The organism is Alteromonas sp. ABH2_165 (assembly GCF_056159945.1).
The window spans coordinates 164872-187899 of sequence record NZ_JBSWWF010000008.1 but is presented as its reverse complement, the minus strand read 5'-3'; the positions used below and the strand labels follow the sequence as shown (position 1 = coordinate 187899).

At 48.3% G+C, this 23028-nt stretch carries 16 protein-coding genes; 8 read left to right on the top strand and 8 right to left on the bottom strand.

Annotated elements, in window-relative coordinates:
• Window positions 1–13: 13 nt before the first annotated feature.
• The 3 genes from ACXAFQ_RS16220 to ACXAFQ_RS16210 are packed head-to-tail and all read left to right on the top strand — an operon-like array spanning window position 14 to window position 3540.
• Window positions 14–1705 carry a proline--tRNA ligase gene (locus tag ACXAFQ_RS16220; protein WP_474824475.1) on the top strand — a complete coding sequence of 564 codons (1692 nt, stop codon included), beginning with the start codon at window positions 14–16 and terminating at the stop codon, window positions 1703–1705.
• Window positions 1706–1764: 59 nt separating this feature from the next.
• On the top strand, window positions 1765–2604 hold the full coding sequence (locus ACXAFQ_RS16215) for an MBL fold metallo-hydrolase (RefSeq protein ID WP_474824473.1): 840 nt from the start codon (window positions 1765–1767) through the stop codon (window positions 2602–2604).
• Window positions 2605–2619: 15 nt separating this feature from the next.
• Window positions 2620–3540: a phospholipase A gene (locus ACXAFQ_RS16210; protein ID WP_474824471.1), complete on the top strand. Its 921-nt coding sequence runs from the start codon at window positions 2620–2622 to the stop codon at window positions 3538–3540.
• Window positions 3541–3551: 11 nt separating this feature from the next.
• Here the strand turns inward: ACXAFQ_RS16210 and ACXAFQ_RS16205 are convergent, their stop codons facing one another.
• The 3 genes from ACXAFQ_RS16205 to ACXAFQ_RS16195 form a co-directional block, all read right to left on the bottom strand.
• A complete protein-coding gene (locus ACXAFQ_RS16205; RefSeq protein WP_474824468.1) occupies window positions 3552–4466 on the bottom strand; it encodes a histone deacetylase family protein in 915 nt (304 codons plus the stop codon).
• A 43-nt stretch (window positions 4467–4509) separates the two neighbouring features.
• Window positions 4510–6132 carry a methyl-accepting chemotaxis protein gene (locus ACXAFQ_RS16200; protein WP_474824466.1) on the bottom strand — a complete coding sequence of 541 codons (1623 nt, stop codon included), beginning with the start codon at window positions 6130–6132 and terminating at the stop codon, window positions 4510–4512.
• Window positions 6133–6304: 172 nt separating this feature from the next.
• The gene (locus tag ACXAFQ_RS16195; RefSeq protein ID WP_474824464.1) at window positions 6305–7327 is read right to left on the bottom strand and encodes a zinc-binding alcohol dehydrogenase family protein; all 1023 of its coding nucleotides are present in this window, start codon (window positions 7325–7327) and stop codon (window positions 6305–6307) included.
• A gap of 255 nt (window positions 7328–7582) precedes the next feature.
• Here ACXAFQ_RS16195 and katG point away from each other — a divergent pair, with 255 nt between their 5' ends.
• Complete coding sequence (gene katG / locus ACXAFQ_RS16190; RefSeq protein ID WP_474824462.1) at window positions 7583–9820, top strand: catalase/peroxidase HPI; 2238 nt, start codon at window positions 7583–7585, stop codon at window positions 9818–9820.
• A 228-nt stretch (window positions 9821–10048) separates the two neighbouring features.
• On the top strand, window positions 10049–11095 hold the full coding sequence (locus ACXAFQ_RS16185) for an NAD(P)-dependent alcohol dehydrogenase (RefSeq protein WP_474824460.1): 1047 nt from the start codon (window positions 10049–10051) through the stop codon (window positions 11093–11095).
• Window positions 11096–11215: 120 nt separating this feature from the next.
• On the opposite strand, the gene ACXAFQ_RS16180 is transcribed toward ACXAFQ_RS16185, so the two are convergent.
• Window positions 11216–13144: an acyltransferase family protein gene (locus ACXAFQ_RS16180; RefSeq protein ID WP_474824458.1), complete on the bottom strand. Its 1929-nt coding sequence runs from the start codon at window positions 13142–13144 to the stop codon at window positions 11216–11218.
• Window positions 13145–13390: 246 nt separating this feature from the next.
• On the opposite strand from ACXAFQ_RS16180, the gene ACXAFQ_RS16175 reads away from it, so the two are divergent.
• Window positions 13391–14284, top strand: a complete 894-nt coding sequence (locus ACXAFQ_RS16175; RefSeq protein WP_474824456.1) for a dihydrodipicolinate synthase family protein — start codon at window positions 13391–13393, stop codon at window positions 14282–14284.
• A 149-nt stretch (window positions 14285–14433) separates the two neighbouring features.
• Here the strand turns inward: ACXAFQ_RS16175 and guaA are convergent, their stop codons facing one another.
• Window positions 14434–16011, bottom strand: coding sequence for a glutamine-hydrolyzing GMP synthase (guaA, locus tag ACXAFQ_RS16170; protein WP_474824454.1), 1578 nt, complete (start codon window positions 16009–16011; stop codon window positions 14434–14436).
• Between the two features lie 72 nt (window positions 16012–16083).
• A complete protein-coding gene (gene guaB, locus ACXAFQ_RS16165; protein WP_474824453.1) occupies window positions 16084–17553 on the bottom strand; it encodes an IMP dehydrogenase in 1470 nt (489 codons plus the stop codon).
• Window positions 17554–17656: 103 nt separating this feature from the next.
• On the opposite strand from guaB, the gene xseA reads away from it, so the two are divergent.
• Both xseA and ACXAFQ_RS16155 read left to right on the top strand, forming a co-directional pair.
• On the top strand, window positions 17657–19024 hold the full coding sequence (gene xseA, locus ACXAFQ_RS16160; RefSeq protein ID WP_474824452.1) for an exodeoxyribonuclease VII large subunit: 1368 nt from the start codon (window positions 17657–17659) through the stop codon (window positions 19022–19024).
• A 63-nt stretch (window positions 19025–19087) separates the two neighbouring features.
• Window positions 19088–20191: a hypothetical protein gene (locus ACXAFQ_RS16155; protein ID WP_474824451.1), complete on the top strand. Its 1104-nt coding sequence runs from the start codon at window positions 19088–19090 to the stop codon at window positions 20189–20191.
• Between the two features lies 1 nt (window position 20192).
• On the opposite strand, the gene der is transcribed toward ACXAFQ_RS16155, so the two are convergent.
• Together der and bamB are read right to left on the bottom strand one after the other, a co-directional pair.
• Entirely contained in the window at window positions 20193–21635 is a 1443-nt protein-coding gene (der, locus tag ACXAFQ_RS16150; protein ID WP_070125719.1) for a ribosome biogenesis GTPase Der, read from the bottom strand.
• 133 nt (window positions 21636–21768) lie between these two features.
• On the bottom strand, window positions 21769–23028 hold the full coding sequence (gene bamB, locus ACXAFQ_RS16145; protein ID WP_474824450.1) for an outer membrane protein assembly factor BamB: 1260 nt from the start codon (window positions 23026–23028) through the stop codon (window positions 21769–21771).

Sequence of the window (23028 nt, the reverse complement as noted above, 5' to 3'; positions counted from 1 at the left end):
ATGAACCACCGTAATGCGCACGAGCCAATATTTGCTGTCTACGCAAAAAGAGACGCCTGCAGACGCTGAGGTTATCAGCCACCAGCTGATGATCAGAGCAGGCATGATCCGCAAACTAGCTGCTGGTCTCTACACCTGGTTGCCTAGCGGTCTGCGTGTACTGAACAAAATTGCTGATGTGGTACGTGACGAAATGAACAAGGCCGGTGCCGTTGAGGTACTGATGCCTGTGGTTCAGCCTGCCGATTTATGGGAAGAATCCGGACGTTGGGAAGAATATGGCCCGGAGCTGTTACGGATTAAAGATCGTAATCAGCGTGATTTCGTTTTAGGCCCGACACATGAAGAAGTGATCACAGCCCTGGTACGCAATGAAATTAGCAGCTACAAACAGTTGCCGCTCAATCTGTATCAAATTCAGACAAAATTCCGTGACGAAGTTCGCCCGCGCTTCGGTATTATGCGTGGCCGCGAGTTCACCATGAAAGACGCTTACAGCTTCCACATGGATGAAGCGTCATTGCAAGAAACCTACGATAAAATGTATCAGGCATACAGCAACATCTTCACTCGCTTGGGCCTAGATTTCCGTGCTGTTATCGCAGACTCGGGCTCTATCGGTGGTGCAGTTTCTCACGAGTTCCACGTACTGGCTGATTCCGGTGAAGACGATATTGCCTTCTCTACCGAGTCTAACTACGCCGCGAACGTTGAAATGGCAGAAGCCGTTGCGCCAGCAAAAGCGACAGCGTCTGGCGCCCCAGCAGAAGTAATTGATAAACCTTCTGGTATCAGCGTAGAAAACTTCCTGGCTAAGCAGGATACCGCACTGAAAGTGGTATTAGTAAAAGCGAAAAGCGAAGAAGATGCGGCGGATAAATGGGTTGCATTAGTACTGCGTCAAGAGCACACCCTGAACGATGTAAAAGCTGAAAAGCTTCCTCAGGTAGAATCACCTTTAGTGGTGGCCAGTGACGAAACAGCCAAAGAAGTGTTCGGCTGCTTCCCTCTTTTTGCCAACCCGACCAACCTTAACCTCGACGTTGTGGTTGATCGCAGCGCTGCTGCCGCCGCAGATTTTGTTTGTGGTGCGGGTGAAAATGCGAAGTTCATTGTTAATGCAAACTGGAACGGTGACATTGAAGTGGCGGATATTCGTGACGTGGTTGCGGGCGATCCATCACCTTGCGGCCAAGGCACGCTGGAAATCAAACGTGGTATTGAAGTTGGCCATATTTTCCAACTAGGCGACAAGTACTCTAAAGCCATGAACTGTGGCGTACTGAGTGAAACCGGCAAACACCAAATCCTGACCATGGGCTGTTATGGTATTGGTGTATCTCGTATCGTGGCCGCCGCCATTGAGCAAAACCACGACAAAAACGGCATCATCTGGCCAGAGCCTATTGCACCGTTCACTCTGGCACTGATCCCGATGAATATGCATAAATCTCAACGCATCAAAGACGCAGCCGAGGCGTTATACTCTACACTTACCGCTCAGGGTATTAATGTATTGTTTGACGACCGCAAAGAGCGTCCGGGTGTTATGTTTAATGACATGGAACTCATTGGTGTGCCGCACAGTATCGTGGTTGGTGAGCGTAATCTCGATAACCAGCAGGTTGAATATAAAAATCGCAGAACCGGTGAAACCGAATTACTTGACCTGAGTCAGGTTGCGGAATTTATCGCTGCTCTGTAAACGGTCAGTCACGCCGCCGGGCAAGGTCTGCCCGGCTTTCGAATGCACCAGGAGAACGCATGCAGATAACCTTTTATGGTGTTAGAGGGTCAATTCCTACGCCAGGTCCTGAATACGTGCGCTACGGCGGAAACACAGCTTGCGTGCATGTCGAGCTAGACGATGGTACCGATATCATTCTTGACGCCGGTACCGGTATCCGTCGCTTAGGCAACCAATTAATTCAAAAGAACACGCCCATTCATCTTCTGCTTTCCCATAATCATTGGGACCATATTCAAGGCTTTCCATTCTTCACGCCCATTTACCAAGAAGATCGGGAAATCAATATTACGCCCGGCCTTACCAGCCTTCCAGAATACGACCAGATCCTGCAGCAAATGCAGGGGTCGGTTTTCCCGGTTCCGGCCAGCGCACTGAAGTCGAAAATAACCGTTACCCCGCTACCAGACAGCACCACCAGCTGGCGTATTGGTAGTGCGCACATCTCACGACTGCCGATGAATCACCCGGGAAGAGGCAGCGCCTACGCAATTACCGAAAATGGTAAGAAATTCGTTTACATGACCGACAACGAATTGTATCCCCCATATAAGAAAGAAACCGACTTTTTAACGTTTGTAGAATTCACCCGCGATGCTGAGGTGATTGTGCACGATGCCCAATACATGCTCTCAGACATGCCGGCAAAATCCGGTTGGGGACACTCAGTCGCAGAAGAAGCGGTTAAGCTCGCCATGGGGTCGAATGCGAAACGGATTGCGCTGTATAGCCACGATCCTGACCGTACCGATGATGACATCGATAAAGTTGTAGAGCACTGCAAAGATTATATTGCCATTGCAGAATCGGAACTGGAATTGTTTGCCGCTTTTGAAGGACAAACGCTGAAACTTTAAAAAAGGAAATTGCTGATGAAAGCACGCGTTTTTACTGCCGCGCTTTGTATTGCATATTTGTCTGCCACTACCGTTTTTGCGCAGGAAAGCGAAACCGAACAATCCAATTCTGATGCACAGAAAAAAGCGCCGGGCATTTTAAGCTCGCGGTTTGAAGCTGACCACAGAGCCTTGGATAATTACTTCGCGATTACCCAACACCGCCAGAATTATATTCTCCCTATCACCTACGTCACCAATCCGAATTCTGCAGGGAATCAGGATTTGACACCAGAAAACGTCGATAGCAAAGAAGCTAAATTTCAGCTTAGTGTAAAGCTGCCTTTGTATCTGCAGGAGGATACGGCGGACGGCATGTATCTTGGTTTTACCGTGACTTCTTTCTGGCAGGTGTATAACAGCGAAGTTTCCAAGCCTTTTCGCGAAACCAATTATCAGCCTGAAATTTTTTATCAACGTGAAGCCACTATCAATATTCTTGGCTACGACTTTAATGCGCTGCAGTTTGGCTTTAATCACATGTCTAACGGCCAAAGTGGTGAGCGTTCTAGAAGCTGGAACCGTTTGTACGCGTCGGTGTTGTTCAGTGACTACGATGATCTGTATTACCTGAAAGCCTGGTATCGCATTCCTGAAGACACCAAGGAAGATGAATTTGATCCCGCAGGCGACGATAACCCGGACATCAGTGATTATTACGGCCGAGCAGAATTTGGTTACGGAACCCGTTTTGGTAATTTGAAATTGCTCGCACTGCTAAGAAATAATCTTAATTTTGGCCATAACCGCGGCAGTATTCAGGTTGATTTAACTTACCCGCTTTCAGACCGCTATGAAATTCTACTGCAGTATTTCAACGGCTATGGTGACTCGCTTATCGACTATAACCGCAGCCAGGAGCGCATAGGCCTTGGCTTTCAGCTTACCTTTTTATAAGCAAGCCTGATTCAGGCAATAACACCTGCAGCCCGGTAAAGTTGCAGGTGTACCTCCACCAATGCTGCAATGTCACGCTGGTAACCACCGCCAATTACGCACGCCACCGGAATGTTCTGTCGCCGACACGTGTCCAGCACCATACAGTCACGGGCATAAACACCTTCGGTTGTCACATGCAACAAACCTAAATCGTCATCAATGTGGATATCTACGCCGGCATCATAAATCACGAAATCCGGCGAACACTGACGAAAAGCCAGGTGTAAGGTTTCATCCAGTACGTTTAAATACGTGTCGTCGCCAGCACCTTTTTCTAGTCCCATATCAATATCTGAGACTTGCTTTCGATGGGGAAAGTTTTTCTCACCGTGAATAGACACAGTAAAAATATCGCGGTCGTTTTCCGCCAGTTTCGCCGTACCGTCGCCCTGATGCACATCACAATCAAAAATCATGACAGAATCGATATCCCTTCGTTGAAGCGTTTGCCGGGCCGCAAGATACAAGTCATTAAAAAGACAAAAGCCCGAACCAAAATCGTCGAAGGCGTGGTGATAGCCTCCGGTAAGATTCAGTGCAATACCCTGCTCTATTGCCAGTTCCGCAGTGCGACAGGTGCCGCCCACCGCTGTGAGTGAGCGCTGGATAAGCTGCTGTGACCAGGGAAAGCCAATGCGCCGCATCGCTTTTGGGTCCAGATTACCATCGCATAGCGCATCAATATAATCTGGCAAATAATGCGCTTTAAGGCTCTCTCGCAATATGGGTTTTGGCTGAGTAAAGTACTCTGCAGGGACGCCCTTTGCTGTCAGCGCATCGAAAATACCCTGATACTTCTGTATGGGAAAGCGATGCCGCACAGGCAAATCAAGCTGGCTATATATGGGATGAAAAACGAGTGGTGGTAACGATTGATTGTGCATACCCGGTTACCTTATCACGAGATAACCGGGAAAAGTATAATACTTAGCTGGTGAGCGATGAAACGACTCGCTGCACATTGGTCTCCATTTCTCGTACAGCGTCGGAAATATCGTTGCGACGGGACAACTCATGGTAGCGCTCCGACGAGGAAATGGATGAATTAATGACCTCTTCCACTCTACCAAGCACAACTTCTTGTTCATCGGCTGCCGCATTTAGCGCATCAACCACACTGGCAGTTTCTTTTATGCTTTGCACAACCAGATGCAGCGTTTCTAATGCAACTGAGGCTTCTTTCGCGTTGATATCTGCCAGTGATTTTCCAGCTTGCATTGCGGTCACCGCACCGCGGGCTTCCGACTCAAAACTTGATAAAATGTCATTAATTTCACGGGTAGATTGCTGCGTTTTTGCAGCTAGTGCACGCACCTCGTCGGCAACAACCGCGAAGCCTCTACCATGCTCACCTGCACGGGCAGCTTCAATGGCCGCATTCAATGCCAGCAGGTTTGTCTGATCAGCAATTTCATTAATCACATTCACGACTTTAAGAATATTGTTACTTCTCGATTGCAGGGCATCAACAATATCACTGGACTCGTTAACTGTTCTGGCTAATTGGCTAAAGCCTTCGTTTGCCTTACTGAATGTTGTGAAACACTCTCCCACGTTGTCTTCCGACTGCTTCGTCGCCACCGCCACCTGGTCGGTAATGGCCACTAGACTCTGTACAATTTCTCCGAGCTTTTCGGTACTGGTATTCAGTGACTGACTATTGTGGTGTTGATCTTCTGCGCCGTTAAGAATGGCGGCACTGACATCCCGTAATGTTGCTACAGCAATGCCCACTTGAGACTCCGCCTGGCGAAGTTCATGCACCGACGTTTTTAATTTCTCCTGAAGCGCACGGGCTGAATTGGCCAGTACACCGAGTTCATGATCGCTCTCATAATTAAGTGCATTATCATAACGACTGTGCGCCAGGCCAGAGATGAACCCTGCAATATTTTTAATCGGTTTAATAAGCTGATTACGCAGGCGATTAATCACATACACGGCTGTTAACGCCGACAATGCGAGTGCAGCGAAAAGGATAATCCACAACGTGCGACGGGTATCCGTGCGCATAGACGCAAAGGCATCAAAAGATTGATTCGCAATGTCCTTGGCCACCGTTTCCAGTAATTGAGCTGGCTCCCGGTCGATACCTTTTACATAGGCATCCCCCACCTTTGCATTAAAGCCGGCATCGACAAATGCCTGATACCCTTCGCGATATTTGGCCGCCATTTTGTCATGTGCAACCAGAAACGCGCGAATATTGGTTTTTGTCGACGGATTAATAGACGTATTGTTGAGGAGTAACTTAAACCCGCTCTGCACTTCCTGTTCACGCTGCTGAAAACGCTTCCAGTATTTTTTCCGGCTCTCGTCATCATAGCCACGAAGCAGCGTGTTTTTCCATTCTTGCACCTGCGTTTTGAAGGTGTTGAGAATGGCAGTCACATCGCGCTCAGATTGCACCAGACTGTTTTCCATTTCGTCGAACTGATTAAGCACCGCGAAGGACTTATATAACGAAGCGACGTTTAACAAGACGAGAATAATGAGTGCGGCCATAACGGGCGTCATGACCAATCGGCTGATACTGGCGTATTTCAACATGGGAACCTAATAATACAAGATTTAGAGTGTGGTATAGACTTTAGTATTAGAAGACAGAAATATGACAGAGATGTGACAGAGTACGGAAACCGTTAGCGTATTAAGTATGAGACGAGGGCATCAAGTATAAATGACCGGCGCAGTCGTGTTGCGCCGGCACGGAACATGGTAACTACTCAGCTTCGAAAGGCGCCAGAACAATTTTACCAATGGCAGAACCACTCTCCAAAATGCGATGTGCCTCAACCAAATTTTGCGCATTCACGGGTCCAAGATGGGTATTAAACGTCGTAGTTAACTCACCCTTGTCGAGCAGGGAACTGACTTCATTAAGGATCTCATGCTGACGCAACACATCTTGAGTATTGAACAACGGCCGCGTGTACATAAATTCCCAGTGTAACGAAATGCTCTTACGTTTTAACAAGCCCACTTCAAGAGCCCCCGGATCATCAATCAGTCCAAAGCGGCTTTGTGGCTTCATCAAATCCACCAGCGCTGCAATGTGTACCTGCGTGTGAGTAAGACTGGCGACAAAATCTACGCCATCTAGCCCCAGCGCCTGGTATTGTGGCGAAAGATCTTTGCTATGGTCGATAACGTGATGGGCGCCCATCTTTTTCACCCACGCCTGCGTTTCGTCACGAGATGCTGTGGCAACAATGGTAAGAGACGTAAGCTTTCTGGCCAACTGAATAAGAATCGAGCCCACACCGCCTGCAGCCCCTGTGATTAATAACACTTGCCCTTTACTGTCGGTTCCCTTGGCAACCTGTAAACGATCGAATAGCAGTTCGTAAGCCGTGATGGATGTCAGCGGCATGGCTGCAGCTTCACAATCATTCAAATTTACCGGGGCTTTACCGACAATGCGCTCGTCGACAAGTTGATACTCCGCATTGGTGCCAGGGCGAGAAATATCACCTGCATAAAACACGCGGTCGCCTGCCTTAAATAACTGCGTGTCTTTGCCTGTTTCTACAACGGTACCCACCGCATCCCACCCAAGCACTTTTATCTCTTCGGCAGACGCGGATACCGTGCGACGAATTTTTGTATCTACCGGATTTACCGACACGGCCTCAATTTTTACCAACAAATCCCGTCCTGCCGGAACAGGTTTAGCGATATTGACCGCCTGAAACGCATTCTCTGTCAATGTTTCTGTAGCTTGTTTATAGCCATATGCGCGCATGATTCGTTCCTTAGCGTTTAAATTCAGGTTGCAGATATTGGTTACCTTACCGTTACGTCTCGTGCCTTTGCCAGATCAAAAACGCTGCAGTTAACGATACCCACGATAACCGACTAAACTAAGTTAATGGAATGTTAACTAGCAAGTTGTAAAAACAGATTACGTTAATCGCTAAATCTAATTTTCCGCCATCAGAAAACTCAATCATAGTTGTACTGGTTAAGCACTATTAATAACTGTTTAAAGGACATACACATGAAAATGAAACTTTTACCTGTTGTTGCAGCAATCGCTATGGCGTTATCGCCTACTGCGCACTCTGCCACTATGGAGCAAAATGCAAAAGTGGTGGGCGAAGCCCCCAAAGGCAATAAATTCTGGTGGCCTGACCAACTTAATCTTTCACAATTGCGTGCGCACAGCGTGGAATCAAATCCATATGGTGATGATTTCAATTACGCAGAAGCGTTTGAAAACCTGGATCTGGACGCAGTAAAAGAAGATTTACGCGTTGTTTTAACTGATTCTCAACCCTGGTGGCCAGCTGACTGGGGGCACTACGGACCGTTCTTTATTCGTATGGCGTGGCACGCCGCAGGTACTTACCGCACAATTGATGGCCGTGGTGGTTCTGTTGGTGGTCAACAACGCTTCGATCCATTGAACAGCTGGCCCGACAATGCCAGCCTGGATAAAGCACGCCGTCTAGTCTGGCCAGTAAAACAAAAGTATGGCCGCAGTATTTCCTGGGGCGATCTGATGGCGCTTGCTGGCAACGTTGCTCTGGAAGACATGGGCTTCAAAACCTACGGCTTTGCTGGTGGACGCACTGACGACTGGGAACCTGATAATGTTTATTGGGGTCCGGAAGAAGAAATGCTGACCGACCAGCGTCGTGACGAGAAAGGTAGCCTGAAAGGTTCACTTGCGGCCACTGAAATGGGTCTAATTTACGTAAACCCAGTAGGCCCTCATGGTAAGCCTGATCCTATCGCCGCTGCCCACGATATCCGTCTTGCATTTGGTCGCATGGCGATGAACGACGAAGAAATCGTTGCACTTATTGCTGGTGGTCACACCTTCGGTAAAGCCCACGGCGCGAAAAAACCAGAGTGTCTGGGTGAGGAGCCTGCAGCAGCAGCGATTGAACAACAAGGTCTGGGCTGGAAAAACAGCTGTGGTAAAGGTAACGCTGAAGATACCATGACAAGTGGTCTTGAAGGTGCGTGGACCGTCACACCAACCCAGTGGACGATGAACTATCTGAATAACCTGTTTGGCTTTGAGTGGGAACAAACAAAGAGCCCTGCCGGTGCAATTCAATGGAAACCAACTTCACCTTCGGCTGACAAGCTGGTTCCGGATGCACACATTGAAGGTAAGCGTAATCCTCCGATGATGTTTACTACCGATATCGCATTGAAAGAAGATCCTGAGTTCAGAAAGATAGCTAAGCGCTTCCAGCAGAACCCTGAAGAATTTGAACTGGCATTCGGTAAAGCGTGGTTCAAACTGAACCACAGAGACATGGGACCACGTGCTCGCTATCTGGGTGATGAAGTACCTAAGGAAGACTTGATCTGGCAGGATCCTATTCCAGAAGTGAACCACAAACTGATCTCAGAGAAGCAGGCTAACCAGCTGAAGAAGTCCATTCTTGATACTGGCTTATCAGTTCAGGAACTGGTTCGCGTAGCCTGGGCAGCTGCAGCAAGCTACCGTGATACTGATATGCGTGGAGGTGTAAACGGAGCACGTATTGCGCTTGCTCCTCAGAAGGACTGGGCTGTCAATAACCCTGCAGAAGTGCAGAAAGTATTGGGCAAACTGGAATCTATCCAGACTAAGTTCAATAAAAAATCGGGTAAAACCAAAGTATCTCTGGCCGATATGATTGTTCTGGCGGGTGCTGCTGGTATCGAAAAAGCTGCAGCAGATGCAGGTGTTAAAGTCACTGTACCATTCGCACCGGGCCGTATGGATACTACCCAGGAAATGACTGATGTTGAGTCTTTCTCTGTGCTGGAGCCTAAGGCTGATGCGTTCCGTAACTACTACGCCGAAGGCAACACGGCTGCACCCACGGTGATGATGGTGGATAAGGCTGACATGTTGGGTCTGACTGTACCGGAAATGACGGTTCTGTTAGGTGGTATGCGTACTATCGGTGCTAACGCTGATGGTTCAACGCACGGTGTGTTAACAACGAAGCCTGGTCAGTTAAGCAACGATTTCTTCGTTAACCTGCTGGACATGTCCACTAAGTGGGAAAAAACGGATAACGTTGCACTTTACAAAGGTGTTGACCGTGAAACCGGTAAACAAAAATGGACAGCCACACCGGTTGACCTGATTTTTGGTTCTAATACTGAACTGCGTGCAATTGCCGAAGTTTACGGTTCAGCCGATGTGAAGAAAAAGTTCGTAAATGACTTTGTTGATGCCTGGGTAAAGGTTATGCGCAACGATCGTTTTGACTTAAAACGCGGCTAATTCCTCCCCTCTTATACCTCGTAAAACCATGCCCCCTGTTTAGGGGGCATTTTCATTTCCCTTCGATGCTGACTGAACTTGTCAGCAACACATTGCGTAGTATCTCCAACAAACTACACAATCAGGCAATCATTAAAGAGCATCAGGCATGCACAATTGCAGTGGTTTTCTTTAAAATTTTAGCATCAGGATATGCCTGAGCATGTAACGACAAATGAGGCTATAGTTATGAAAACAATTGGTTATGCGGCTCACTCTTCAGACGCCCATATGGTTCCTTATCACTTTGAAAGACGGAACCTGCGCAACAATGACGTGGCCATCGAAATTATTTATAGCGGCGTTTGCCACTCAGATCTTCACACTGTGAACGGCGACTGGGGCGATCAGCCTTATCCTCTGGTACCCGGACACGAAATCGTCGGTAAAGTTATAGAAGTAGGCGCTGACGTAAAAAATTATGAAGTAGGCCAGCACGTGGCGGTTGGCTGTATGGTAGACAGCTGTCAGTCATGTGATCAATGTGATCATGGCGAAGAGCAATATTGCCGTAACGGTATGACTCCCACTTACGGCGCACCAGACCGCATCAATGGTGAAATTACCCAAGGCGGTTACTCAAAACACATTGTAGTTCGTGAAGAATTCGTTTTACGGGTGCCTGAATCATTGGATTTAGCGCGCACGGCCCCCATCCTTTGTGCGGGTATCACTACGTTTTCTCCTCTGCGCACCTGGGGCGTAAAAGCAGGCAGCCGCGTAGGCGTCATCGGTCTGGGTGGTTTAGGTCACATGGCCGTTAAATTAGCCGTTGCCATGGGTGCAGAAGTCACTGTACTTAGCCGTTCCAACTCAAAAGAAGAGACAGCTAAAGCGTTAGGGGCAAAGGGAATATTAGCTTCTACCGATGAAAATGCGATGAAGCAAGCAGGATCTTCCTTTGATTTAATTATCGACACTGTTCCGGTTAAACATGACGTAGATGTTTACATGCCACTTCTCGATATCGACGGCACATTGGCGATTGTCGGCCAGGTTGGCCCTATGGAAGATTTTATGACTGTGCCGTTAGTGATGGGGCGACGCCGCGTAGCAGGCTCACTGATTGGCGGTATCAAGGAAACTCAGGAAGTACTGGATTTCTGTGCTGAGCACGACATTCATCCTGAATGTAAGATGATTAAAGCTGATGAAGTAAATGACGCGTTTGCAAGCCTGGCAAAGGGCGACGTTGCGCACCGTTATGTTATTGATATGGCTAGTCTGAGCGTATAATTAACTACGCGATTAAATCGCGCCAAGTATCTAAATAAAGCATAAAATAAAATAGCCAGTCAGTACTTTTACTGACTGGCTATTTTTTAACTTGCGGATGCGAATAAAGCAAATGCAGCTTTACTGTTGCTCTCTCAGTGGTGATAGCCACTGCACCCTATCAATATTTTCAGCAAACTTTTTGGCTCCAGCCAGCGTGTTATGGCCGTAATCATAAAAGTACTTTTCAAGGTCGGGCCCCACCGCATCACAGTACTGGCTTTCAGTGTCGCAGATGTAATCCATTCTGTTTAATACGATAACACCGGGCACCTCAATGGGCAATTGTGCCAAAGTACGATTAATTTCATTAACATTGCCACTGAAATCAATTCGCTCAGCCAAATGATGCTCAGAGACAGCGTTAAAATAGGCCCGATTAATTGTTGCGGCTAGCTCCTCATTAGATACGTTTGGCGACTCTCGTCGTAATGTGTAGCCAATGAATTCTGCCAGTGTCCATTTCCTCGTCCAGTATTCAGGAAACTCGTGGATATTGGTAAGTACTACCGGCTGCTTTCCAGCTTCGAGAATGAATGATAAGAGCGCTTGTAATGGCTCGACATCTTCTGCGTGATAACGAGACGCGATCATAACAATATCTGCCTCTTTAAAATTCGGCGTTAGCAATAACTCCTCAATCACATCATCAACTTCAAACTTGCGGATAGCCTTACGGGCAAACTGATATTCTGACTCAGCGTAAGCCGAAGCAGAGAGTGCATTAAAGACATCTTTGGAATGAGAATTACCGATAATTAACACTTTCTGACCAGCGCTATCGTCAAACCATAACTCTCCTTCATCCCGACTCTTTATGTATTCCCACGAAATTTCGCGTAACTCGCGGTTGTCCTTACTGTCAGCACTCAATGAGAAATTTTCAAGGCTATTGTATTTCCCGGTTTGCAGTGCAGGCGCGAAGTGGGAAGCTATACTTCCGTAGCAGATGAAAAACGCCATTACACAACCGGAAAAAACAAAGATTCCCTTGCGACCAATATTTTCTCTGCGCCTAAATGGCCCTTCTACATATCGCCAGCTAAACCAGGCAAGCACTAAAGACACAGTAATTAAAACCAGCATTTGAACGGTGCTAAAGCTTTCAGGAGACAGGATCCGCGCAAAAGCAAATATCGGTTGATGCCATAGATAAGCTGAATAGCTGATCAGGCCAATCCATACGAAAATGTTAAGACTTAGCAGACGATTTACCAGCGTCCCAGGTCCGGAATATAAAATAATTAATGATGTTCCAACCACTGGAAACAACGCGTAGAAACTCGGGAAAGGCGTGAACTTGTCAAAACTAAAATTGGCGTACAGCACCATGAGCAACCCAATAATGCCCAGGAGGTTATTTTTTTGCACGCCTTTACTGACGATGAAAAATGCCACCATTGAGCCAGCAAATAACTCCCATGCCCGAAAAGGCGCAAGAAAGAAATTCATCGTGCTGTTATTACGCCATCCCCACTCGGTCAGAAGCAAACTAAATGCGGTCATCAGCGCGATTAAGATAAGTACCCTATTTTTACCGAGACGCCAGAAAAGAAAGAGAAAAACGGGAAACAACAAATAATACTGCTCTTCTACAGCAAGACTCCATGTGTGTAGCAGCGGTTTCTCTTCTGAAGCCGCCTCGAAATAACCACTTTCCATCCAAAACAAGATGTTGGAACAAAAAAGGCTAACAGCCACTAAACTGTTGAGAAATTCTTTGTGATTTTCCGGAGACATCGTCATCCATGCCACGGGGATACACAACAACATAATCAATGAAAGTGCAGGCAATATCCTTCGCGCCCTGCGCTCGTAAAAATTCACGATGCTGAATTTGTCGTTATCGAGTTCTTCTATCAGAATCGTAGTGATCAGATAGCCGCTGATAACGAAAAATATATCAACGCCTACGAAACCTCCCGAGAACAGACTGAATCCGGCGTGAAAAAGTATCACAGGTATAACAGCCAGCGCTCTGAGGCCGTCCACTTCAGGGCGGTACTTCAAACTTATTTCCTTACTGCTTGAGTTAATTGACTCGTAAAATTTTTTTCAACGACACTGTATTATACTGGCCGACAGTTTTGAATATACCACTACAAACCAAGGGCGAATACATTCAACTATTGCCAGTAATAGTTCATCTCTATCTTGAGAGTTGCAAAGGCACCCATCAACCGGCTTGTTTGTACATCCTAATAACGCCTATGATATATATCCAACGATGGACTGTTATTTAAAAAGGTAAAATTTATGTTCTCTGGGCTGGCTGCGTTTCCATTAACCCCTTTGAAGAATGATGAAGTCGATGAGCGTGCCTTTATTGGTCTTCTCAAGCGCTTAGTTGAAGCCAAGGTAAATGCTATCGGCGTACTCGGTTCAACGGGCAATTACGCTTACCTGTCGAGAGAAGAGCGAAAAAGAGTCGCTGAAATTGCAGTTCAACACGCCAATACGACCCCGGTTATGGTGGGTATTAGCGCCTTAAATTTAAGAGATGTGCTTGTTAATGCCCAAGATGCTCAGGCGGCAGGTGCAAGCGCAGTACTTTTAGCGCCCATGTCTTACCAGCCATTGACAGAAAATGAAGTCTTTAAATTATACGAGGCGGTCACTGCTACACTCTCTGTGCCGCTTTGCGTGTATGACAATCCGGGTACAACCCACTTTACTTTCAGTGATGAACTTCACGGACGTATCGCCCAGTTACCTCACGTAAGGTCGATAAAAATTCCTGGCGTGCCTAAAGATCCTCAAGCTGCAGTGGAACGGGTCGACAGCCTCCGCGCGCTGATTCCTGACCATGTGTCTATTGGTGTAAGTGGCGATGCTTGTGCTGCCCACGGATTAAATGCGGGCTGTGAAGTTTGGTATTCCGTCATTGGCGGCCTGTTCCCAGAAATTGCCCAATCCATTACAACGACGGCTTTGAATAATGATCCCCAAGAAGCTTTACGCCTATCACAGCAATTAACGCCAATGTGGGATTTCTTTGCTCGCCATGGAGGCAGCCTTCGAGTGGTGGCTACAGCAGCTGAAATCCAAAGCTTGGCTGATTCTCCCTGTTTACCAAGACCTCTGGACGCATTAGCTGCAGAGGAAAGAATAGCGCTAGCAGCCTTACTTGATAACTTGGGCTTAGCCTAGCCCTATCGTGGGTGGAGTCATTTGGTGCTGGTTGTTAGCGGTTTAACAATTATGACAAACAACACATTACGGCAAAAACAAAAAAGTCCGCAGTTACGCGGACTTTAAATGTGTAAACCCTATTAGTGTAGTACTAATTCGAGGGTAAATTATTCCCACTCAATCGTAGCAGGCGGCTTACCGGAGATATCGTAAACCACGCGGGAAATGCCGTCGATTTCGTTGATGATACGGTTAGACACCTTACCTAAGAAATCATATGGCAGATGCGCCCAGTGTGCAGTCATGAAGTCGATGGTTTCAACCGCACGCAGCGATACAACCCAGTCGTATTTACGAGCATCACCCATTACGCCAACAGAACGTACCGGCAGGAATACGGTGAATGCCTGACTGACTTTGTGGTAAAGGTCGGCGTTATGCAGTTCTTCAATGAAGATCGCATCGGCGCGACGCAGCAGGTCACAGTATTCTTTCTTGATTTCGCCCAGCACACGCACGCCCAGACCAGGGCCAGGGAACGGGTGACGATACAGCATGTCGTAAGGCAGACCCAGTTCAAGACCAATCTTGCGTACTTCGTCTTTAAACAGCTCGCGTAGAGGCTCTACCAGACCCATTTTCATGTCTTCAGGCAAACCACCCACGTTGTGGTGAGATTTGATAACGTGGGCTTTACCGGTAGCAGAACCAGCAGATTCGATAACGTCAGGGTAAATGGTGCCCTGTGCCAGCCACTTCGCATTAGTCAGCTTAGAGGCTTCCTCGTCGAATACAGCAACGAACTCGTTACCGATGATTTTACGCTTCTTCTCAGGATCGGCTTCGTCTGCCAGTCTTGCCAGGAAGCGATCTTCAGCATCCACTTTAATGATGTTCAGACCGAAGTGGTCGCCGAACATATCCATAACCTGCTGACCTTCGTTCAGGCGCAGCAGACCATTGTCAACAAATACACAGGTCAGTTTGTCACCGATTGCGCGATGGATAAGCATGGCAACCACAGAAGAATCCACACCGCCTGACAGGCCGAGGATCACTTCGTCGTCACCCACTTTCTCTTTAATGCGCTCGATGGCGTCTTCGATAATAGCGCCAGGCGTCCACAGCTTCTCACAGCCACAGATATCCATTACGAACTGTTTCAACAGACGCAGGCCCTGGCGGGTATGGGTGACTTCCGGGTGAAATTGTACACCGTAGAAACGCTTTTCTTCGTTATACATAGCAGCATGAGGACATGAAGGTGTCTGTGCAATGGTTTCGAAGCCTTCAGGAATGGTCGCCACTTTATCGCCATGGCTCATCCATACGTCCAGCAGCGCATTGCCGTTTTCACCGATGTGGTCTTCAATCTGTGCCAGCAGATCAGTCGCTTTTAATACCTCAACCTGCGCATAGCCGAATTCACGTTTATTAGAACCCTGAACGCTGCCGCCCAACTGTTCCGCCATGGTCTGCATGCCGTAACATACGCCAAGCACCGGTACACCGGCTTCAAATACGTATTCAGGAGCGCGGGGAGAGTTAAGTTCAGTGACCGACTCCGGACCGCCGGACAGAATAATACCGTCAGGGTTGAATCCGCGAATTTGCTCTTCGGTCACGTCCCAGGCCCACAGCTCACAGTAAACACCGATTTCACGTACGCGACGTGCAATCAGTTGCGTGTACTGGGAACCGAAGTCCAGAATAAGTATGCGCTGGCTATGAATATTGGTGGTCATGTTTTTACCCGTTAAATAAAACAGAAAGGCTGGTAGAGATACCAGCCTGACAAAATACTAGTTTAGCGGCGATTAGCCCAAACGGTAGTTTGGCGCTTCTTTAGTGATGCTCACATCATGTACGTGAGACTCGCCCATACCCGCTGACGTTACCCGCACAAACTGTGCTTTTGTGTTCAGCGTAGGAATGTCTTCACAGCCGGTCAAACCCATGGCTGAGCGCAGGCCGCCCATTTGCTGATGGATGATGGTGGCGATTGGGCCTTTATAGGCTACGCGGCCTTCGATACCTTCTGGTACCAGCTTCTCAGCATTATCTGAAGCTTGGAAGTAACGGTCAGAAGAACCGTGACGCTGATTCATCGCACCCAGCGAGCCCATTCCACGATAAGATTTGTAGTAACGGCCCTGATACAGCTCAACTTCACCTGGCGCTTCTTCAGTACCGGCCAGCATGCTGCCTACCATTACGCAGCTTGCACCCGCTGCCAGCGCTTTGGCAATGTCGCCGGAGAAACGGATACCGCCGTCGGCGATAACAGGAATACCAGTGCCTTCAAGTGCGTCAACCGCATCTGAAATAGCCGTAATCTGAGGAACACCACAGCCGGTAACAATACGGGTAGTACAGATTGAACCCGGACCAATACCCACTTTTACGCCATCAACGCCAGCGTCCGCCAGTGCTTTTGCACCTGCCGCAGTCGCTACGTTACCGGCAATAATCTGTAAATCAGGGTACGCGCCACGAATACGGGCTACCTGATCGATAACACCCTGAGAGTGACCGTGGGAAGTATCGATAAGCAGTACGTCAACGCCTGCTTCAACCAGACCAGCGATACGCTCGTCAGTACCGGCACCTACGCCAACTGCGGCACCAACGCGCAGACGACCCAGTGAGTCTTTACAGGCGTTTGGTTTGCTTTCCGCTTTCTGGAAATCTTTAACGGTAATGAGGCCGGTCAGTTTGAAGGCATCGTCAACCACCAGGATTTTTTCGATACGGTTTGCGTGCATCAGATCCAGTACTTCTTTAGAGTCTGCACCTTCTTTTACCGTTACCAGCTTGTCTTTTGGCGTCATAACCTGACTTACCGGTAAATCAAGACGATTCTGGAAACGCATATCGCGGCCAGTCACGATACCGATAAGGTTGTTATCTTTATCAGTAACCGGGAAACCGGAATAACCCAATTTCTTGCTCATCGCCAGCACTTCGCCAATAGCGGTGGTCTGCTCAACGGTTACAGGGTCAGACACCACACCGCTTTCGTATTTTTTTACTTCACGAACGTGATTTGCCTGCTCTGCTGGCTCCATGTTTTTATGAATAAAGCCAATGCCGCCTTCCTGGGCAAGGGCAATCGCAAGACGCGCTTCCGTTACAGTATCCATTGAAGCAGATACCATAGGGATATTCAGCGACACGCCGCGAGTCAGTTTGGTCTGGAGATTTGCTGTATGAGGGAGGACCGTAGAATGTCCTGGTACCAGCAATACATCATCAAAAGTAAGAGCTTCTTGAATGATTCTGAGCATGCAATAACACCTGAATAAGTGGAGAGTTAATTGCGGCGCAATTGTAGTGTTTTTTCTAAATCAGGTAAACTCTAATTGTCCTAAACCTGATGATTTTTTATTTATGCTGTTTAATTCCCCTTCTACATCACGTCAAATTCTCACCGTGACCAAGCTGAACAGGCTGGCCAGAACGGTGCTGGAAGGCGAAATTGGCCTTATTTGGCTGTCTGCGGAAATCTCCAATTTTGTTGCGGCATCGTCTGGGCATTGGTATTTCACCCTCAAAGATAATAAAGCGCAAGTGCGAGCAGCCATGTTCAAGGGCTCGAACCGCTATGTAAAACAGCGTCCGAAGGAAGGTGACAAAGTGTTGGTTCGCGCTTCTGTAGGTTTGTATGAGCCACGTGGCGACTATCAACTGGTTATTGAACATCTTGAAGCTGACGGTGACGGCGCGCTAAAACAAGCCTTTGAAGCCCTGAAATTGAAATTACAGCGCGACGGCTTGTTTGACGCCGATGCGAAACGCCCTGTTCCCCAGGTAATTAATAAAATTGGTGTAGTCACTTCTTCAGCCGGTGCTGCCTTGCACGATGTTCTCACGGTATTAAAGCGCCGTAGCCCGGCTACAGAAGTTATCGTTTATCCCACGCTGGTGCAAGGCGAGCAGGCCCCCGCGCAAATTATCCATGCGCTGGAAACCGCATACCATCGCGATGAGGTCGATGTCATTCTGCTCACCCGTGGTGGCGGTTCGCTGGAAGATCTCTGGTGCTTTAATGATGAAGCCCTGGCCCATTGTATTTCAGCATCGCCGGTGCCGGTAGTAAGTGCGGTGGGGCACGAAGTCGATGTGACCATTGCCGACTTCGTGGCAGACGTGCGCGCCCCTACCCCGTCTGCAGGCGCCGAACTATTAAGTCGGGATCAGAGCGAGCGTCTGGCGTTTGTACAACAAAAAGCGTCTGCTCTTGACCGTGCCTGGCAACAGCAGTTCAGACATCAACAGCATCAACTGGCCGTATTACAGCAACGCTTGAAAGCGGTGCACCCTGAGCGACGTCTACAAAATCAGTATCAAATGCTAGACCGCTCGCAGATAGCCTTGAATCATGCAATGAACACACAAATGGCGCAACGCGCGAATCGGCTCAATCAGTTGTTGCGCCGGTTAGACAGAGTTAATCCCGCATCACGGGTGGCGCGCCTTGCAGATAAACATCAACAGCTCACCGCATCGTTAGGCAAATCGATGCATCGCCTGTTAGAAAATAAAGCGCGCTCACTGCAGTCTTCAGGGCAACTGCTGCATTCTGTAAGCCCTCTGCAAACACTGACTCGGGGCTACAGTATTACCTTCAAAGAAGATAAACCGGTGCTGGATGCGGCAAGTCTACATGAAAACGACGTAATGACGACGCGGCTCGCGCGCGGTGAAGTCACCAGTAAAGTATTGTCAATTAGTACAGATACTGCAAAAGAGTCTTGAGGATTTCAGGGGCTTAGGACAAACTAATGCCCCACTTTTCTTATCATTCTCACAGGTCGTTCATTGAAAAGGTTATCTGGTCTGCTCGTTCTTGGTGTACTGGCAGGATGTCAGCAGGTACCGGTTACTCCGGAAAAACCAGCCACCTTTCTTCCGCAATACCATGTGGCTGCCCCCATATCCCTGTTTTCCACTTATGCTTCATCGAAATTAACCGCTGAATGCGAAGCGCTGGATACACAGAAAAATTGCAAAGAAGATGCCCTCAGCGGCAGTCAATTTGCGCAGATCCTCACTGAAAAAAACTGGTTCGATGAAGTACTGACCGATTCAGATAACGCTGATTACGAGTTACTCATAGCCTCGTTATCTGCAGAGGGGCCGGCCCCGAAAAAGAACGCGTTAACGCTGCACAGTGCATCTGGCGGCCTTTGGCCTGCAGATGTGGTTCCTTACTACTTTAGCGAGATTACAGTGCAGTGGCGCGGTGTGGAGATAGACAGTCAGCAGTTTCGCACTCTGGCTTTGTCAGATGAGTCAGATGCAACATTAACGCAAGAGGTACTCGAAACCTGGTGGCTTGCTGCCATTAAAAAACGTGTATTCTCAGCCGAATACCTGTTTGCCGCATTAGGCGCCAGTGATTATCGCAGTGCGCTTACTTTGCCCGAACAAATTGGTGCATTTGTACTGGAAGACAGTCAATATTATCCCGATCCTTTTAAAGGTGTGATTACCCGTTACAGTCACCCAGAATATGAAGATGCGCTGATTGATATCACCGTGAGCCCTGTAATGGTGGATCTTTCCGTGCCAGTTGAAACACGCCTAACGACCGCACTGGAACTCAATCTACAAGAAGCCAGGCAAATTGCTACAGTTCAGGGCTTACAACTGGTGACTGACTCGCTGCCTGAAGCCTTTACCGTTGATACGGGCGACACTCAATTTAAAGGGTATCGAATGGCTGTACATGCTGAAAGTGAGCAATCTGAGCCCATTTTCGCAACCACGTACGTTTTTGAAATGAAGGATAAACTCGTTACGCTGGCAACGACCTTTCCGCCACGGGTTGCCGATGAATTAATTGCCGTGGCATTACCCTCAATCGAGGTACCAGGAGAATCTGAATTGATGAAGGCCATCCGACGGATGGCCTCAGAGTAACTTACTTCTTCTTGTGAAACGCCATTAAACGTTTACGCTTACGCTGCTGTGCCAGCGTAAGTTGGTTCTTCTTCCCTTCAAACGGGTTGGCCCCTTCACGGAATTCAATTTTGATTGGTGTACCCATTATTTTTAACGATTTGCGGTAGTAGTTCATCAAATAGCGTTTATACGAACCAGGCAGATCGTTCAATTGGTTCCCGTGAATAACGATAACAGGTGGGTTGTAGCCACCAGCATGGGCATATTTCATTTTCACCCGGCGTCCACGAACCATTGGTGGCTGGTGTTCAGCCTGCGCCATTTCCATGATTTGCGTCAGCATGGCCGTGCCTACGCGCTGTGTTGCACTGTCGTATGCCTCAACCACGGATTCAAACAAATTCCCCACCCCAGAACCGTGCAGGGCTGAAATAAAATGCAGACGGGCAAAATCAATGAACCCGAGACGGCGATCTAGCTCGCGCTTGATCTCGTCTTTAATGTCAGTTGTAAGACCATCCCATTTGTTTACCGCTACCACCAGAGAACGGCCTGAGTTCAGCACATAGCCCAACAAACTTAAATCCTGATCGGCCAAACCTTCACGAGCATCAATCACCATCAACACCACGTTGGCTTCTTCAATGGCTTGCAGGGTTTTCACGATGGAGAATTTTTCAACCGCGTCTGCCACACGTTTGCGTCGGCGCACACCCGCAGTATCGATAAGGATATATTCGCGGTCATCACGTTCCAGCGGAATGAATACGCTATCACGGGTGGTGCCCGGCAAGTCATACACCACGACCCGCTCTTCACCGAGAATGCGGTTAGTTAACGTAGATTTACCCACATTAGGTTTACCTACAATCGCCAGCTTGATGGGCAGATTCTTTAAGCGCTCAAGCTGTTCTTCTGCGTCTAGCTCTTCCTGCTCAACCTTCGGCTTTACCTGCATATCAGGAAAGTCTTCAGCCAGTGGTAACAAGGCCTCTTCCAGCAATTGGGTAACACCACGACCATGCGCGGCAGCAATCTGGTGAACGTTACCGAGCCCCAGTGTGTAAAAGTCTGCACTTTCACTGTCACCGTCGATACCATCAACTTTGTTCGCCACCAGAAACAGCTTCTTATTTACTTTACGTAAATGTTCAGCAATACCGATATCCGCAGGCAGTAGCCCTGCTCTGGCATCCACCAGAAACAGCACAACGTCAGCTTCGTCGATGGCGCGCAAAGATTGCTGCGCCATTTCAGCATCAATACCTTCTTCATCGCCGGTAATACCGCCGGTATCCACCACGATGAATTGCTTTTGTTCATACGTTGCCTGCCCGTATTTGCGATCCCGGGTCAATCCCGGAAAGTCGGCAACCAAGGCGTCGCGCGTATTGGTTAAACGGTTAAACAGAGTGGATTTACCCACGTTAGGGCGGCCCACGAGTGCAACAACAGGCAACATGCTTGAAGTCCTAAAATAAACGAATTTAATAACGAAACTGGCCGCATATCATGCGGCCAGCGAAATGAATCGGGCGATTATACCCTAAAAGACAGGCTGTCGTCAGCTAAAGGCGAACGACAAACAACAGGTGTTATTCTGGCGTTGTTAACGACGCTACATCACCTTCGCGGGTCACGGCGATAATCGCATTACCTACACGCAATGGCGCGGCAAATACAGACTCGTCGTCATCGTCGCCGCCTAAGTCATAGCGGGCAGCAATCTTACCAGATTCCTTGTTAATCCAGTGTACATAACCCCACTTATCGCCTACAACGATGTAGTTGCCAATCGGCTCAGCGGCAGTTAACACACGCTGTTTTAAACCGCTTTGCGACCACATCTCAACCCCGTTTCGGCGGTCTAATGCGTAAACGTGAGAGTTGTTGTCAACCACGTACAAGGCATTCTCTTCCAACGAAACATTGCGATAGGAGCCGTATTCACGTTTCCAGATCACCCGGCCAGAGCGTAATTCAATTGCTGCAAGCGTACCGTTATACGAGATAGCGTAAATAATACCGCCGTAAAGTAACGGAGCAGCATCAACATCAACAATTCGCTCAAGTTCAGTTGCACCACTTGGCGCTGTGATCGGCGTTTCCCACGCTACGATACCTGAGTCAATAATGTTGACCTGTATTTTACCGGTAGGTGTTCCAACAATAACACCGCCATTACTGATTGCGGGTGTTGAAATACCACGCAACGTCAGCGGCGGTACATCGGATTCATTTTGCCACGCCGATTCACCGGTCTCAGCATCAAAGGCAAACAAGGTACCCGCACCGGTGTTAACCACCACAAGCCCTTCACCCGATGCCGGTGCAGCAAGGATCTCACCTTCTACACTTTTCGACCAGTTCAACTTTCCGCTTTCGGCATTCAGTGACATCAGGATGCCGTCTTCGGTACCGACAAAAACGCTTTCACCACTCACAGACAAGCCTGCAATTTTTGCCGAAGCGCCTGAAGACCACAGATTAGTGATGGAAGATTTCCATCCTTCGTCTTTAAACACGGCAAAATCTTTTTCCCAGATTTTGTCGCCGCTTTGAGGGTCTAACGCTGCAACAACACCATGACGGTCTGCAATGTAGAGTTTATCGTTGGCATAAACCGGTCGTAAGTGAGAAAAGTAGCCATCAACGCCATCCCCGACTTCGGTTTCCCAATTGACCGTAGGCTTAAATTCAGCATCAAGAGGCGCTAATCGACGGATTTCCAACTCTTCTTCGTCGGCAAACCAGTCTGAAATAGTCGTACAACCCGACAGCGACACTGACAACAACAGCGCAAGGCCTGTAGCCCGTGTAATTCGGCCAGTACGGCCACACGTGTTAGTTAACAA

Coding starts and splice junctions, on each gene's coding strand:
- ACXAFQ_RS16220 (WP_474824475.1), top strand. CDS start 14: ATGCGCACGAGCCAATATTTGCTGTCTACGCAAAAAGAGACGCCTGCA.
- ACXAFQ_RS16215 (WP_474824473.1), top strand. CDS start 1,765: ATGCAGATAACCTTTTATGGTGTTAGAGGGTCAATTCCTACGCCAGGT.
- ACXAFQ_RS16210 (WP_474824471.1), top strand. CDS start 2,620: ATGAAAGCACGCGTTTTTACTGCCGCGCTTTGTATTGCATATTTGTCT.
- ACXAFQ_RS16205 (WP_474824468.1), bottom strand. CDS start 4,466: ATGCACAATCAATCGTTACCACCACTCGTTTTTCATCCCATATATAGC.
- ACXAFQ_RS16200 (WP_474824466.1), bottom strand. CDS start 6,132: ATGTTGAAATACGCCAGTATCAGCCGATTGGTCATGACGCCCGTTATG.
- ACXAFQ_RS16195 (WP_474824464.1), bottom strand. CDS start 7,327: ATGCGCGCATATGGCTATAAACAAGCTACAGAAACATTGACAGAGAAT.
- katG (WP_474824462.1), top strand. CDS start 7,583: ATGAAAATGAAACTTTTACCTGTTGTTGCAGCAATCGCTATGGCGTTA.
- ACXAFQ_RS16185 (WP_474824460.1), top strand. CDS start 10,049: ATGAAAACAATTGGTTATGCGGCTCACTCTTCAGACGCCCATATGGTT.
- ACXAFQ_RS16175 (WP_474824456.1), top strand. CDS start 13,391: ATGTTCTCTGGGCTGGCTGCGTTTCCATTAACCCCTTTGAAGAATGAT.
- guaA (WP_474824454.1), bottom strand. CDS start 16,011: ATGACCACCAATATTCATAGCCAGCGCATACTTATTCTGGACTTCGGT.
- guaB (WP_474824453.1), bottom strand. CDS start 17,553: ATGCTCAGAATCATTCAAGAAGCTCTTACTTTTGATGATGTATTGCTG.
- xseA (WP_474824452.1), top strand. CDS start 17,657: ATGCTGTTTAATTCCCCTTCTACATCACGTCAAATTCTCACCGTGACC.
- der (WP_070125719.1), bottom strand. CDS start 21,635: ATGTTGCCTGTTGTTGCACTCGTGGGCCGCCCTAACGTGGGTAAATCC.